Origin of the sequence: Paracidovorax konjaci (assembly GCF_900112675.1) — a bacterium.
In the GTDB taxonomy this organism is placed as follows: Bacteria; Pseudomonadota; Gammaproteobacteria; order Burkholderiales; family Burkholderiaceae_C; genus Paracidovorax; species Paracidovorax konjaci.
Genome location: NZ_FOMQ01000009.1, coordinates 44,742 through 58,249, shown reverse-complemented (window position 1 = coordinate 58,249; position 13,508 = coordinate 44,742). Strand labels below are relative to the sequence as shown.

Annotated in this window: 15 protein-coding genes; 3 read left to right on the top strand and 12 right to left on the bottom strand. The window is 68.7% G+C overall.

All coding sequences use genetic code 11. From position 1 onward, the window contains the following. Positions 1 to 67 precede the first annotated feature (67 nt). From BM144_RS14445 to BM144_RS14430, 4 genes are read right to left on the bottom strand one after another with little or no spacing between them, the layout of a single operon-like run. A complete protein-coding gene (locus BM144_RS14445) occupies positions 68 to 1,084 on the bottom strand; it encodes a TRAP transporter substrate-binding protein (protein WP_092953479.1) in 1,017 nt (338 codons plus the stop codon). Positions 1,085 to 1,129: 45 nt separating this feature from the next. Continuing rightward, positions 1,130 to 2,410: a TRAP transporter large permease gene (locus tag BM144_RS14440; protein ID WP_092953477.1), complete on the bottom strand. Its 1,281-nt coding sequence runs from the start codon at positions 2,408 to 2,410 to the stop codon at positions 1,130 to 1,132. Positions 2,411 to 2,420: 10 nt separating this feature from the next. Then, the gene (locus tag BM144_RS14435; RefSeq protein WP_092953475.1) at positions 2,421 to 2,942 is read right to left on the bottom strand and encodes a TRAP transporter small permease; all 522 of its coding nucleotides are present in this window, start codon (positions 2,940 to 2,942) and stop codon (positions 2,421 to 2,423) included. Then, complete coding sequence (locus BM144_RS14430; RefSeq protein ID WP_434802671.1) at positions 2,939 to 3,559, bottom strand: gluconokinase; 621 nt, start codon at positions 3,557 to 3,559, stop codon at positions 2,939 to 2,941. Before BM144_RS14430 ends, BM144_RS14435 begins: the two co-directional genes overlap by 4 nt. 174 nt (positions 3,560 to 3,733) lie before the next feature. Here BM144_RS14430 and gntR point away from each other — a divergent pair, with 174 nt between their 5' ends. Next, on the top strand, positions 3,734 to 4,774 hold the full coding sequence (gntR, locus tag BM144_RS14425) for an HTH-type transcriptional regulator GntR (RefSeq protein WP_092953471.1): 1,041 nt from the start codon (positions 3,734 to 3,736) through the stop codon (positions 4,772 to 4,774). Positions 4,775 to 4,868: 94 nt separating this feature from the next. On the opposite strand, the gene BM144_RS14420 is transcribed toward gntR, so the two are convergent. Then, positions 4,869 to 5,399, bottom strand: a complete 531-nt coding sequence (locus tag BM144_RS14420; RefSeq protein WP_092953469.1) for an OmpA family protein — start codon at positions 5,397 to 5,399, stop codon at positions 4,869 to 4,871. A 105-nt stretch (positions 5,400 to 5,504) separates the two neighbouring features. Here BM144_RS14420 and BM144_RS14415 point away from each other — a divergent pair, with 105 nt between their 5' ends. Next, positions 5,505 to 6,071, top strand: a complete 567-nt coding sequence (locus BM144_RS14415; RefSeq protein WP_245783667.1) for a gamma-glutamylcyclotransferase — start codon at positions 5,505 to 5,507, stop codon at positions 6,069 to 6,071. 23 nt (positions 6,072 to 6,094) lie between these two features. Then, a complete protein-coding gene (gene pdxH, locus BM144_RS14410; protein WP_092953465.1) occupies positions 6,095 to 6,775 on the top strand; it encodes a pyridoxamine 5'-phosphate oxidase in 681 nt (226 codons plus the stop codon). A gap of 36 nt (positions 6,776 to 6,811) precedes the next feature. On the opposite strand, the gene BM144_RS14405 is transcribed toward pdxH, so the two are convergent. From BM144_RS14405 to BM144_RS14375, 7 genes are all read right to left on the bottom strand, one after another. Then, positions 6,812 to 7,765, bottom strand: a complete 954-nt coding sequence (locus tag BM144_RS14405) for an AEC family transporter (protein WP_092953463.1) — start codon at positions 7,763 to 7,765, stop codon at positions 6,812 to 6,814. Between the two features lie 327 nt (positions 7,766 to 8,092). After that, complete coding sequence (locus tag BM144_RS14400; RefSeq protein ID WP_139225725.1) at positions 8,093 to 8,494, bottom strand: hypothetical protein; 402 nt, start codon at positions 8,492 to 8,494, stop codon at positions 8,093 to 8,095. Between the two features lie 2 nt (positions 8,495 to 8,496). Further along, positions 8,497 to 9,105 (bottom strand): Panacea domain-containing protein, encoded by a 609-nt coding sequence (locus tag BM144_RS14395; protein WP_092953459.1) that lies wholly within the window; start codon positions 9,103 to 9,105, stop codon positions 8,497 to 8,499. A gap of 527 nt (positions 9,106 to 9,632) precedes the next feature. Beyond that, a complete protein-coding gene (locus tag BM144_RS14390) occupies positions 9,633 to 11,771 on the bottom strand; it encodes a TonB-dependent receptor (RefSeq protein WP_092953457.1) in 2,139 nt (712 codons plus the stop codon). Positions 11,772 to 12,067: 296 nt separating this feature from the next. Further along, the gene (locus BM144_RS14385; RefSeq protein WP_092953454.1) at positions 12,068 to 12,529 is read right to left on the bottom strand and encodes a hypothetical protein; all 462 of its coding nucleotides are present in this window, start codon (positions 12,527 to 12,529) and stop codon (positions 12,068 to 12,070) included. Between the two features lie 40 nt (positions 12,530 to 12,569). Beyond that, positions 12,570 to 13,097 (bottom strand): DUF3299 domain-containing protein, encoded by a 528-nt coding sequence (locus BM144_RS14380; RefSeq protein WP_092953452.1) that lies wholly within the window; start codon positions 13,095 to 13,097, stop codon positions 12,570 to 12,572. Between the two features lie 89 nt (positions 13,098 to 13,186). Further along, positions 13,187 to 13,462, bottom strand: a complete 276-nt coding sequence (locus BM144_RS14375) for a hypothetical protein (RefSeq protein WP_434802670.1) — start codon at positions 13,460 to 13,462, stop codon at positions 13,187 to 13,189. Positions 13,463 to 13,508 lie beyond the last annotated feature (46 nt).

Here is a 13,508-nt window from a genome sequence, read left to right as displayed (position 1 = left end):
CGGCGATGTAGGCGGGGGAGAAAGCCGTCCGGCGCCCTGCCCCTTTCCCGCCCGCGCCGCCCCGCGCTTACTGGCCGCCGCGTGCCTGCTTGACCGCGCCCTGCACGGCGTCCCAGGTCTCCTGGCCCACGGCCTTGGCGATGCCGGCGTTCACGCTCGTGAGCTTCTCGCGCATGCGGTTGGCTTCGGCGGCGGGCAGCTCGTTGACCTGCATGCCCTTGGACTTGAGGTCGGCCAGCGCCTTGGCGGCTTCCTCGCGCGTGTCCTTGCGCTCGAAGTCGCGGCTCTTCACGGCGGCATCCTGCAGCACCTTCTTCTCGGCCGGGGTCAGTGTGTCCCACCACTTCTTGCTCACCGTGACGATCCACGGGCTGTACACGTGGTTGGTCACCGTGAGGTACTTCTGCACTTCGTAGAACTTGCTCGACACCACCGTGTTGAACGGGTTCTCCTGGCCATCGACCGCGCGCGTCTCCAGGGCGGTGAACAGCTCGGAGAAAGGCAGCGGCACGGCATTGGCGCCCAGCGCCTTGAAGCTGTCGAGGAACACGTTGTTCTGCATCACGCGCAGCTTGATGTCGCCCATGTCCTCCAGCCGGGTGACGGGGCGCTTGCTGTTGGTGAGGTTGCGGAAGCCGTTCTCCCAGTACACGAGGCCGACCATGCCCTTGGGCTCCAGCTTGGCCTTGACCTTCTCGCCCACTGGCCCGTCGAGCACCGCGTCGGCCTCCTTCGCGGTGCTGAAGAGGAACGGCGTGTCCCAGACCGCCATCTCGGGCACGATGCCCACGAGCGTGGCGGTGGAGCCCACCATCATCTCCTGCGCACCGCCGATCAGCGCCTGCTGCATCTGCGTGTCGGAGCCGAGCGAGGCGTTGCCGATGGCACGCACCTTCATCTTGCCGCCCGTGGCCTTCTCGACCTCCTGCGCGAAGAAGCGCACGGCGCGGCCCTGGTTGGACGCGTCCACCAAGCCGAAGCCGAAGCGCACGATCCGCGGCTTGAAGTCCTGGGCATGCAGGGTGGGGGCGCCGGTGGCGGCGATGGCGGCCACCAGCGTGGCGAGGGCGAAACGGATGCGCATGGTTTTGTCTCCTGGGAAAAATGGATGGAAAAGGGTGGCCCCGGCTCAGTGCAGCCAGCGCATCGGCGCCGTCACCAGCGAGGGGAAGATCACGAAAAGGATCAGCAGCAGCACGTACACCAGCAGGAACGGCGTGGTCCCGCGGATGACGGTCTCCATGCGCAGGCGGCCCACGCCGGCCACCACGTTCTGCACCGTGCCCACGGGCGGGGTGATGAGCCCGATGCAGCCCACGAAGATGAACATGAAGCCGAAGTACACCGGGTCGATGCCCGCCTTGATGGCCAGCGGCACGCACACCGGGCCGAAGATCAGGATCGTGGGCGTCAGGTCCATGGCGGTGCCCACCACCAGCAGGAACACCATCATGAGCGCCATGAACAGCATGGGGTTGCCCATCACGCCCGCGAAGCTGTCGGCCAGGAGGTTGGGCAGGTCGGCCAGGGTGATCATGTACGCGGTCACGGTGGCCGCGCCGCACAGGAACATCACCACCGCCGTGGTCTTGCCGGCCGCGAGGAACACGTTGTAGAGCTGGCCCCAACTCAGCTCGCGGTACACGAACATCGACACGATGAGCGCGTACACGGCGGCCACCACGGCGGCCTCGGTCGGCGTGAAGATGCCGCCCTTCAAGCCGCCCAGGATGATGACCGGCATCATCATGGCCCAGAAACTGTGCAGCAGCGCCCGCATGCGGGGGCCCCACGCCACGCGCTCCATGGCCGGCAACTGGTGCTTGCGCGCGATCCACCACCAGGCGAGCACGAGGAACACGCCCATCATCAGGCCCGGGAACACGCCGGCCAGGAAGAGCTTGCTGATCGAGGTGTTGGTCGTCACCCCGTAGATCACGAACGGCATCGACGGCGGAATGATCGGCGCGATGATGCCGCCCGAGGCCAGCAGCCCGGCGCTGTAGCTGGCCGGGTAGTTCTGCTGGCGCATCATGGGCAGCAGGATGGTGGCGAGCGCGGCCGTGTCGGCGATGGCCGATCCGCTCATGGACGCGAGCAGCACCGCCGCCCCGATCGCCACGAAGCCCAGGCCGCCGCGGATGTGCCCCACGAAGGCGCGCGCCAGGTCGATGATGCGGCGCGAGAGGCCGCCCGCATTCATCAGCTCGCCCGCCAGGATGAAGAACGGCACCGCCAGCAGCGGGAAGTTGTCGAAGCCCGCCTGCAGGTTCTGCGCGAGCAGCTGCGAGTCGAAGAAGTCCAGGTGCCACATGAGCGCCACGCCGGTCAGCACCAGCGCCTGGGCGATGGGCATGCCGATGGCCATGCCGCCGATCAGCACGCCGAGGAAGATGAGGGTCACGACCATGGGGATTCCTTCACTCCACCGAGGCGTCGCCGCCCGCGTCGTCGCCGGCCGGGCGGCCGCGCACGAGCTCCAGCACCAGCGCGACCAGCAGGCCGGCGGCCAGCACCAGCGTGGAGGCCGCGCCCAGCGCGAGCGGGTAGCCCAGCACCGTGCTGTAGCTCTCCATACCGGCGACCACCTGCTCCCACGAGCCCTTGAGCAGCAGCACCATGCACAGCGCCACCAGCGCCTGGCTGACCCAGAAGAGCGCCTTGCGCGGCGCGCCGGCGAGGCGGGCGGTGAGCATGTCGAAGCCGAGGTGCTTGCCCTCGAACGCCGCCACGATGGCACCCACGGCCACCAGCCAGACGAACAGCAGGCGCGAGATCTCCTCGTAGGAGACGATGCTCGTGCCGAAGGCGTAGCGCAGCACCACGTTCACGAACACGGCCACGACCATGCCGGCGAGCGCCAGCACCATGAAATGTTCGGCCAGGCGCTGGAGCCGGCTCTTGGGGCGCACGGGCGCGCCCGTGCCGATGGGTTCCGTCATGCGGTGTCTCCGGAAGAAGCCGGCCCGGCGGTGGCCGGGGCGGCGTGGTCGTCGTGGTCAGGGTCGGGGTGGCCCGGGGCGCCGGCGGCGTCTTCGCGCATCCATCGCGCGGCGGCGGCGGCAAGCTCGTGCACGGGCCGGGTCGCATCCAGCGGCAACACGCCGGGCTCGCCGCGCGGCGATTCGAGCGTGGCGAACTGGTCCGCCACCAGCGTCGGGGAAAAGAAGTGGCCCGGCCGGGCGCTGACACGCGCCAGCGCGCTGTCGTAGCCCAACTCCAGGAACGCGAACCGCAGCCCGGGCGAGGCCGCGCGCAGGCGGTCGCGGTAGCGGCGGCGCAGCGCCGAGCAGGTGAGCACCACGCCGCCCTGCCCCGCCTCGGCCAGCAGCCGCGCCAGCCGGTCCAGCCAGCCCGCCCGGTCCTCGTCGGTCAGCGGCTGGCCGGTGCGCATCTTGGCGACGCTCTCGGTCGAGTGGTAGGCATCGCCTTCGTGCAGGGCCCATCCCAGCAGCGCGGCGGCCTCGGCCGCCACACTGGATTTGCCGCAGCCAGAGACCCCCATCACCACCAGGGCAGTGGGCAGTCCGGTTCGGATAGCGCTATCCATCAAATTCATAAAAATCGCGGGTGCTTTCGTGCAAAGCAAGCCGCGTCGTCTTCGCTTTTTGTGGTGAATGGAAGCCGGCAGGGCCGCTGGAGCGCCGCAACCGGCGGCATTCCTGTCGTTAACCCTGATCGAGATAGCGCTATCCTAGACAACAATGGAAAGCCCGCAGATCAGGATTAACCCTTGAACGATTCCGCCACGCCTCCGCCGCGCCGCACCCGCCGCGCCAGCGGCCGGGTCACCCTCGACGACGTGGCCCGGCTCGCGGGCGTGAGCCCCATCACCGTTTCGCGGGCCCTGCGCCGCGAGCGCAGCGTGGACCCGGCGCTGGCCGAGCGGGTCCAGGCGGCGGCCGACCAACTGGGCTACGTGCCCGACCCCGCCGCCCGGGCGCTCGCCTCGCAGCGCAGCACCCAGGTGCTGGTGCTCGTGCCTATGCTGTCCAACACGCTTTTCGTGGACCTGCTGGAGGCAGTGCACCGCACCCTCTTCCCCCAGGGCTTCCAGCCGCTGATCGGCGTGACCCACTACGACACGGCCGAAGAAGAGCTTCTGCTGCGCACCTACCTCCCGCACCGCCCCGCCGGGCTGCTGGTGACCGGCTTCGACCGCAGCGAGGCCGCGCGCCAGCTCATCGCGCGCAGCGGCGTGCCCTGCGTGCACCTCATGGAAACCAGCGACGCGCCGGGCGTTTACTGCGTGGGGTTCTCCCAGGCGGACGCAGGCGCCGCCATCACGCGGCATCTGATCGACAGCGGCCGCCGGCGCATCGCCTTCTGCGCGGCCCAGCTCGACCCCCGCACCCTGCAGCGCGCCGAAGGCTACCGCCGGGCGCTGCGGGACGCCGGCCTGTACGACCCGCGCCTGGAAATGCTGAGCCCGGAAGGATCCTCCATCGCGCTGGGCGCGCACCTGTTCGAGGAGACGCTGCGGCGCGTGCCCGAGGTGGACGCCATCTTCTTTTGCAACGACGACATCGCCCAGGGCGGCCTGCTGGCGGCCAACCGGTGCGGCGTTTCCGTGCCGGGCCGCGTGGCCGTCGCGGGCTTCAACGACCTGGCCGGCAGCGACCAGATGGTGCCGCCGCTCACCACCGTGCGCACGCCGCGCAGCGAAGTGGGCCGCGCGGCGGCCACCATGCTGCTGGGCCTGATGCACGGCACGCCGCCCGCGCGCAGCTGCGTGGCGCTGGACTACCAGTTGGTGGTGCGCGGCAGCACCTGATCGATCCAGAAACGGCCTGCGCCGGCGGCCCTTCGGAAAGCAAAAAGCCCGGGCTGGCCCGGGCTTCGGAGATGGGAGAACGCCCTGGAGCCGCTTACTGCGCCGCCAGCGTCACTTCCACGCGGCGTGCTTCGGCATTGGTGCCGGCACCCTGGGTGAGTTCGGGCTTGCGCAGCTCGATACGGTCTTCGGGGACACCGGCACCGGCCAGCGCATCGCGCACCGCGAAGGCGCGCTGCTTGGCCAGCTCTGCGTTGGCGGCGGCGTCGCCCGTCGCATCGTGGAAGCCCGACACCACCACGCGGCGGCCGTCGTCCTTCACGGCGCGGGCCACATCGGCCAGTGCGGGACCGGCATCGGCCGCGAGATTCGACTGGCCGGCAGCGAAGTAGAACTTCACCACGCTGCCGTCCACCACCACGCGGGCCACCTCGTTGCCTGCGATGTCCAGGGTGCCCGCGGGAGCCACCACTTCGGCGGCAGGGGCTGCGGCGGGCGCGCGCACGATGCCGCGCTTGACCACCACGGTGCCGACCACGGTGGAGACGACGAGAAGAATGATCGCGAACAGGAAGCCCAGGGCAAAGCGCTGTTGGCTGTCGTCGTCGGAGGAACTGAAGGCCATGATGGGAAAAACTCCGTAGGTCAATAATGGGACATGGACGAAACCGCGAATTGTAGGGGCGCGGACGCAGGCGCCCTCCCCGCTGCGCTGCGCGATCCCGCCCCCATGCTGGAAAGAGCCCTGGCCGAATGGGGCGGGCAGGACGACCTCTGGATCTTCGGCTACGGATCGCTGATCTGGCGGCCGGATTTCGAGTACGAAGAACAGCGCCCGGCGCGCGTGCACGGCTGGCACCGGGCCCTGCGCATGTGGAGCCGCGTCAACCGCGGCACGCCCGAGCGGCCGGGCCTCGTGCTGGGCATGTTCTCGGGCGGCAGCTGCCGCGGCATGGTGTTCCGGGTGGCCCAGGCGCACGCGCGGCAGGTGATGGTGAACCTCTGGCAGCGCGAGATGCCCACAGGCGTGTACGACCCGCGCTGGCTGCCCTGCATCACGCCGCAAGGCACCGTGCGGGCGCTGGCTTTCACGCTGTCGCGCAGCAGCCCGAACCACACTGGCGAACTGCCCGAGGAAGAGTACCGCCGCATCTTCGCGGAAGCCGCAGGCCGGTACGGCACGACGCTCGACTACGCGCAGGCCACCTACGACGGCCTGCGCAGCCTGGGCATCGAGGACCGTGCGCTGGCGCGCCTGCTGCGGTTCTCGTCCCGATCGGACGGCAAGCCGATCTGACGCGGCGCGGGGCCCGGGGACGCATGCACAATCGCCGCATGTCCTCCCCTTCTTCTCCGCTGTCATCCGCCATCGCCGACCTGCGCAAGAGCTACGAGCGCGCAGAACTCGGCGAGGACGCGTCCCATGCCGACCCGCTGCGCCAATTCGACCAATGGCTGCAGGAAGCGCTCGCCGCGCAGGTGCCCGAGCCCAATGCCATGGCGCTGGCCACCGTGGGGCCCGACCTGCGCCCCAGCACCCGCATCGTGCTCGTGAAGGGCTACGACGAGCGCGGCATCGTCTGGTACACCAACTACGAAAGCCGCAAGGGCCAGCAACTGGCGGGCAACCCGTTCGCGGCGCTGCAGTTCCACTGGGTGGAGCTGGAGCGCGTGGTGCGCATCGAGGGCGTGGTGGAGAAAGTGAGCGAGGCCGAGAGCGACGCCTACTTTGCCAGCCGGCCGCTCGATTCGCGCATCGGCGCCTGGGCCAGCCCGCAGAGCCAGGTGATCGCCAGCCGCGGCGTGCTGGTGGCCAATGCCGCCAAGTACGGCGCCCAGTTCCTGCTGAAGCCGCCGCGCCCGCCACACTGGGGTGGCTACCGCCTCAAGCCCGACCGCTGGGAATTCTGGCAAGGCCGCAAAAGCCGCCTGCACGACCGGCTCAGCTACCGCCTGGACGGCGCGGCCGGCGCGTGGACCCGCGAGCGCCTCGCACCCTGAGCGGCAACGGCCCCGGGGCGGCGGCGCATCCCCGCCTCAGTGCCACAGCCGCTGCGCGAGCAGCAGCATCAGGGGCACCGTGACCAGCGCCAGCGCGGTCGAGAGGGCGATGCTGGCCGACACTTCATCCTGCATCGTGCCGTAGCGCTGGGTGAAGAGGAACACGTTGGCCCCCACGGGCAGCGCCGCAGCCGTGAACATCACCGCCACCGACAGGCCCGACAGGCCGAACCCCCAGGCCAGCGCGAACAGCAGCAGCGGGTGCGCGATGTTCTTCACCACCGCGATGCCCAGCGCCTCGCGCGCGTGGTGCCCCACCTTGGTATAGGCCAGCGTGATGCCCACCAGCAGCAGCGCCATCGGCCCCAGGGCCGTGCCGAGCACCTGCAGCGGCTTGTCGATCACCTCGGGCAGCACCAGCCCCGTCTGCCCGAACAGCAGCCCCGCCAGGATGGGCAGCGGCACCGGGTGCACGATGCCGTTGCGCACCGCCTGCAGCACGGTGTGCAGCACCGGCCGCGGCGCGGTGCGGCCCGAACGCTGGCTCTCGCGCGCCTCGGCCAGCTCGAACACGATGGTCGCGCCCGTGAGCAGCACCAGCGCATGCATCGAGATCAGCGTGAACAGCGTCACCAGCCCTTCCTTGCCGTACACCAGCCCCACCAGCGGCACGCCGATCATGATGTTGTTGCTGAACATGTTGGCCAGCCCGCGCGCCGCCGAGCGCGTGGAAAAACCCGCGAAGGCCATGGTCACGCAGAACACCAGCCCGGCCGCGAGGAAGTACAGCGCCACCGGCTCGAAGTTCAGGTCCTGCACACGCACCGCACCCATCGTGCGGAACAGCAGCGCGGGCGTGAGGACGAGGAAGACGATGTTGGAGAGGTCCTTGATCGCCGTGGCCCGCACCCAGCCGATGCGGGCCGTGAAGAAGCCGATGGCGATGCAGAGGATGACGGGGACGAGGGAAGCGAAGACGGGGGAGTTCACGGGGAGGGAGGCATGCCCTATCTGGAGGGACAGCAGACGCGGTGGGCCGGATCGAGGAGCGGGATGCAGGATTATCTGTCGCCGAGACTGGGCAAACAGTCGCTTGGATTCCTGCAGGTTCGGAAAGCTTGATCGAGGGCTGGGATGCAGCGGTCGCCGCCTTCCAGCTATTGCCCGTCAGCCGTCTGCTCTCGGCCAGGAGTGGCCGGTGATTAGCGACTGCTTTGGACGGTTACGGATCGATCAGGGATTGGCTCCTCAGTACTGCATCGCGGCCAGCAGAGCAGCCTTTAGCTTAGCGCCTGTCCATGCCGTCACGACAGCAGATCAGACACCCCAGTCGTCCTTGATGTACCGCGGCACGCGCCCGGCTGTCAGACCTGCTTTGATTCGAGCAAGCAAAGTAGTCGAGATGGCGCTCTTGACGGTAAACACGCCATCGTCCAGACGCGCTAAAACGTGCTCCACAGTCTCCGACCTTAACTGCGAATACGAGACAAAGCTCTCAACGTGGACGAACGGATGCTCGTTAGCTTTGACGAGGCAGGTCTTATCGTGTGGCAGATCCTTCTTGACGGTGCTGAAGGATGCCAGGAGCAGATGCTCCTGACCATTGATGACCCTCGAGTCCATCACAACGACAAAGAGGTGGCTCTTGCCATTCGGTCCAGATGGGATAAGGAGCGTACAGCCCGGCTGAATCCTGCCGTCCTTGGAAGGGGCAGCCATGCTCAGTGGAACGCGGCGTTGATGCCCTCGAGGGCTTGGATATTCTCTACAAGCTGCTCGGTTTGTTCAGCAGAATATCCGACAGCCTGAAATAGATCCTCCAGTTCAATGGGATTTCCCCCATCGCCCTCGGACCAATTCCACTCTGGCGTATGGACTGGATCATGGAGATATGTCTCCAAATGCTTGGAAGACATCTTGCCGAATTTCTTCCAAACGTCATGCAGCAACTCAACCTCGTCGTCGCTCAATCTACGCAGGTCGTCAGCCGTCCTGTAAGAACAGGTGTTCTTTACTGAGACGTAGACGTGCTTGCTATGCTGGAATACCTCTACAACCGAAGCCCACGCGCCGTTGCTGACCACTTGGCGGGGTCGCTCGATGAGGCGCAACGTGACTGATGGCACAGGTCCATGTTTGAGCGAGCAAAGTGCATCGCCGGTTAATGGCTCGCCGAATTTCTCGTACGCCGCCCGCTCAGCCAAATACATCCACTTAATAAGCCGGAGCTTAGTAATGGACATATCCGTTTGCTTGGCGCGCATTAGGAAATAAAACGCCACTTCCGACGCTTTAGTTTCATCGTAAGCGGCGCGGCTCAACTGGGTCATGGGCGGTGGAAATCGGACTTTCAGACATTAGAGCATAGCATGGGGCGTTCCGACGACCGGGCGTCAGGGCGATCACGACCGCACTGCCGTCCTGCGCGACTTGGCCACACCACTGGTGACTCTCTGGCTATGGCGCAGACATCAGAGCTCCGTCGGCCGCGGCGGGGCAACGATAGGACGGGCCACCTGCATCCGGTCAGAGCCGCGCGCTCGGCGCTCATCGATCTGAAGAAGCTTTCCAGCGCAGCGTTGCCCAGTCCTCGCCAGCGCTGCTCTTGCTGCAGGAAGACCAGTTCGGTTGCTCCGAGCAATGATTTCCGAGAAGATGGCTCATGCTGAGCCGTGACATCCGCGAGCGTCAGGTTTCGGGCATTCCGGTCCGCGCAGCGAGCGGCTGCTCTGGGTCGGTAGCAGCCAGCCAAAGCGGCTAGGGCCACCGTCCGCAACCAGCCTAAACGGCCCCTGAATACCACCCTCTCAGCGCCCCAAAGCGGAGCGTGCCTCACACCAGCACGCCCCGCCACCCCTCAGAACTCCACCTTCACCCCCACCTTCAAACTCCGCCCCGGCAGCGGCGCCTTCGGAAACGCCGTCGTCGTCAGGATCGACGTGGCGCTGTAGGCCAGCTTGTCGGTGATGTTGTCCAGCCGCGCATACCAGAGCACGTTGCTGCGGTTTGCGCCGAATTGCCACTGCGTGCGGTAGCCCAGCGAGGCGTTCCACAGCGTGTAGGCGCCCGTGGCGCGCGTGCCGTCGGCGGGCACGCGGTTCTGTGCGGCCAAGTAGTCGAAGCCCAGGCCGGCGCGCCAGGGGCCGCTGGCCCACAGCAGGGTGCTGCCCAGGCGCAGCGGTGCGATGCGCGGCAGGGGCTCGCCGGTGTCGCGGTTGGTGGCGCGCACGATGTCGCCGCGCAGTTGCAGGTCCACCGTGGAGCCATCGCCGAGCGCGCGTGCCGAAGGCGCGACGAGGCCGCTCTCGCCCACCAGGCGCACGTTGCCGCTGGCCTCCAGGCCAACGAAGCGCGCACGCAGGCCCTGGTACAGGTACTCGGGCAGCGCGCCGTCGGTGCCGGCGGGGACCACGTCGCCCTCTTCGGAGCGCAGCAGGCCCGTGGGTGCCAGGCCGATGTAATTGGAGAACTGGCTCACGAAGGCCGTGGCCGCGAAGCGGTGCGGGCCGCTCTTCCAGGCGGCGCCCACGTCGAGGCTGGTGGACTTCTCCAGGCCCAGGTGGGGGTTGCCCGTTTCCCAGGCGGCGGTGGCCACGTGCGGGCCGTTGGCGAACAGCTCGTAGTCCTTGGGCGCGCGCTGGGTGTAGGAGAGGTTGGAGGTCAGCTGCCACGCGGGCGTGAGGTTGACCAGCGCACCCACGGCCGCGCTGTGCGGGTTGAAGTCGTGCTTGCCGGTGGCGAAGCGGTCGATGCCCGGGCTGCCGAACGATTCGACCGTGTCCCGCTCGGCGCGGGCACCGAAGGTCAGCTTGCCCCAGTCGGTGCCCAGTTCTTCGTGCACGAAGAGCGCGGTGCTGCCGCTGCGGCTGCGCGGGGCGAAGGCTTCCTCGCCTTCGGCGGAGAAGCGCGAAACCTCGGTCTGCACGCCGACCACGCCCTGCAGCTTGCCGATGGGCGCGTGTTTCGCCTCGATGCGCAGGTCGTTGCCGCGGTTGCGGAAGGTGGTGCCGGGCTCGCCGCCCTCGTATTCGGTGTGGCGGTAGTCGGTGTGGCTGGCCTGCACGCGCACGCTCTGCAGCGGGCCCGCGTCGAAACGCCACAGGCCGTCCAGCGCGTAGCGGTTGGAGCGCATGCCGATGGTCACGTCGTCCTCGGCCACGGTGCCGTAGTCGCTGCGGTAGGTGCTGGCCGAGACGCCCAGGTAGCCCCGGTCGAAGAATGCCGTGCCGCCGACGGCGCCGCCGCGCGTATGGCTGGCGGAATTGCAGATCCGCTGCGCGAGGCCGGGCGAGCCGGGCTTGCTGCAGGCCAGGTCGATGGGCACGCGCACGTCGTCGGTGTTGCGGTCGAACACGTCGGCATGCAGGGCGAAGCGGTCGTTGCCGCCCTCCACCATCGCTGCGCCCGCGCGTTCGCGGTTGCCGGTGGCCGCGGATGCCTCGGCCTTGCCGTCCACGCCGTTCAGGGGTTCGCGCGGGATGCGGTTGTCGATCACGTTCACCACGCCGCCCACGGCGCTGCCGCCGTAGAGCAGCGCCGCGGGGCCGCGCAGCACTTCGATGCGCTCGGTGGTCAGGGCCTCGGTGGGCACGGCGTGGTCGAAGCTCAGGGCCGACGCGTCCAGCGTGGCGCCGCTGTTCTGCAGCACGCGGATGCGGTCGCCGTCCAGGCCGCGGATGATCGGGCGGCTCGCATTGGGGCCAAAGTAGGTGCTGCTCACGCCGGGCAGGCCGTCCAGCGTCTGGCCCAGTGTGGACTCGGTGCGCAGCGTAAGGTCGTCGCCGGAGAGTTGCGCCGCCGGGGCGACGACGGTGTCCGCGCCCAGCGGATTGCCGGTGACGGTGATCTCGGACAGGCGGGCCTTGGGCGCATCGGTGTCGGCCGCAGCCGTCTGCGCGCGGGCACCGGAGGCCAGCAACACCAGTACGGCGCAGGCGAGCGGGTGCAGAGCCGCATGGCGCGACCGGCGCGCGGGGGTGGAAGGATGGGATTTCATGGCAGGCAACGAAAGAGGATCAGGAGGAAGGGAGCAACCGCCGGGCAGGCGCAGCGGTACGGCGCACGTGCGCACGCGGGTCCGTGTGCCACCCACCGGAGCGGCACACGGCCGACCGGCAGGCGAGCCACCGGGGCGCGCGGCCATCGGCCGCTGCGGTGCCCGGCGGCCCGCACGGGCAGGCGTTCGACGGAGAAAAATCGGGAGGTGCCTGACTGGCGCGGATGCAGGCGCGGCCCGGCGCCGGCACCGCCCTCTGCGGGCGCGCCGGCGCGTTCGGGCACACCCAGGCAGGTTCAGGCGCGGGTGGGGCTACGGGACGGCGGCGCGCGGGCCAGGAAGGTGCGCTGCGGCCGCGCGCCGATGCCCGTCTGGGGCAGGCTGACGGGCGCAGGGGTGGCGGCCTGCGCGGCGGCGGGCAGCAGCGCCGGCAGCAACGCCGCGCCGAAGAGCGACTGGTCGAGCAGGTTGCAGTCGCTGCCGGCATGGCCGGCGAACAGGGCTTCCAGCCCCCCGCCGGCGGTGCGAGGCGCATGTCCGGCATGGCGCCCCGGAGCATGAACGGCCTGGGCCTTCGCGGCGGCGGCCGCCACCCATGCCGGGCCGGCGGCGGCGCCGTGCACCACCTGGTGCATGCGGCCCAGTGCCGGGGCCAGGGCCAATGCCAAGGCCAGCCACATCCACACGGCGAGCGCGCGCGGGCTGCCGTGCCGCAGGGGGGCTGCGGCCGCTGGAGTGCGCGGGGCTCGGCGTGGCATGGAATCGGGTCAGGTCAGATCAGGTCAGATCGACGGCGGGTCATTTCACGGGCTCGGCATTGACCATGCGGTAGAAGAGCCCGTACTCGTCGTTGCCCAAGGTCTTGAATTCGCCCTCCACCACGATGGGTTCGAGCGAGTACGGCACGCCCACGGAGGCCTTCACCTCCACCATGCTCTCCGGTCCGCCGGGGATGCAGAACGCGCAGGTGAGCGGCACCGAGGTGAGCAGGAAGTGCCGCTGCAGCGGGCGCGTGTCCATCGGCACCATGAAGCCCTGGATGCGCTGCACCTTGCCGTCGAGGGCTTTCTGCTCGGCGTTGAAGACCGGGGCGATGCGCGTCTTGAGGGTTTTCTTGGTCAGGTTGGTGAGCGTGGACCAGGCGACCACGTCGTCGCGGCGCGGCAGCGGTTTGATCGGGCTTTGCGGGCTGTGGTAGCCGGCACCATTGCCGGCCGGCAAGGCGCCGGGCCCCATGGGCGACGAGAGCACGGGCGCGGTGCCCTGCGCCGCGCAGGCGCCGGCCCACGCGATGGCGCAGGCACAGACCAGGTTCGAGGGTTTCATGGGGTTTCGGTGTCGGGCTGGCGGACGGCAGGGATGGCAGCGGAAGAAGCCATGGGCGACAGCGGAGGACGCCGCTCGCGCCGGCGCCCTCAGTGCTGGTGCTTCATCCCGCAGTATTTACCGATGGCCAAGCCCTTGCAAGCGGCCTGCAGGTCCTTCATGCACTGGTCGTGCCCCTTGCCGGACTCCAGGCATTTGGCGGCGGCGTCGTGGGCGGCCGCCATGGCGCGGTGGCGCTGGATGTCGGCCTGGACTTCCTTGTCGGTGTGGGCGTGGTCCTTGGCTTCCTGGGCGTGGGCCGCCAGGGTACCGAAAGCCAGCATCGGGGCCAGGGCGGCGGCGAGGATGAAACGGTAAGTGCGCATGGGAAATCCTTTGGACGAAGGGAGTGGAGAAACGGAAATCGAAAAA

Excerpts from the sequence above, each read along its gene's own strand:
- BM144_RS14385 (WP_092953454.1), bottom strand. The coding sequence starts at position 12,529 with ATGCCACGCCGAGCCCCGCGCACTCCAGCGGCCGCAGCCCCCCTGCGG.
- BM144_RS14415 (WP_245783667.1), top strand. The coding sequence starts at position 5,505 with ATGCTGGAAAGAGCCCTGGCCGAATGGGGCGGGCAGGACGACCTCTGG.
- BM144_RS14435 (WP_092953475.1), bottom strand. The coding sequence starts at position 2,942 with ATGACGGAACCCATCGGCACGGGCGCGCCCGTGCGCCCCAAGAGCCGG.
- BM144_RS14380 (WP_092953452.1), bottom strand. The coding sequence starts at position 13,097 with ATGAAACCCTCGAACCTGGTCTGTGCCTGCGCCATCGCGTGGGCCGGC.
- BM144_RS14390 (WP_092953457.1), bottom strand. The coding sequence starts at position 11,771 with ATGAAATCCCATCCTTCCACCCCCGCGCGCCGGTCGCGCCATGCGGCT.
- BM144_RS14420 (WP_092953469.1), bottom strand. The coding sequence starts at position 5,399 with ATGGCCTTCAGTTCCTCCGACGACGACAGCCAACAGCGCTTTGCCCTG.
- BM144_RS14375 (WP_434802670.1), bottom strand. The coding sequence starts at position 13,462 with ATGCGCACTTACCGTTTCATCCTCGCCGCCGCCCTGGCCCCGATGCTG.
- BM144_RS14400 (WP_139225725.1), bottom strand. The coding sequence starts at position 8,494 with ATGGCTGCCCCTTCCAAGGACGGCAGGATTCAGCCGGGCTGTACGCTC.
- pdxH (WP_092953465.1), top strand. The coding sequence starts at position 6,095 with ATGCACAATCGCCGCATGTCCTCCCCTTCTTCTCCGCTGTCATCCGCC.
- BM144_RS14395 (WP_092953459.1), bottom strand. The coding sequence starts at position 9,105 with ATGACCCAGTTGAGCCGCGCCGCTTACGATGAAACTAAAGCGTCGGAA.
- BM144_RS14440 (WP_092953477.1), bottom strand. The coding sequence starts at position 2,410 with ATGGTCGTGACCCTCATCTTCCTCGGCGTGCTGATCGGCGGCATGGCC.
- BM144_RS14430 (WP_434802671.1), bottom strand. The coding sequence starts at position 3,559 with ATGAATTTGATGGATAGCGCTATCCGAACCGGACTGCCCACTGCCCTG.
- BM144_RS14445 (WP_092953479.1), bottom strand. The coding sequence starts at position 1,084 with ATGCGCATCCGTTTCGCCCTCGCCACGCTGGTGGCCGCCATCGCCGCC.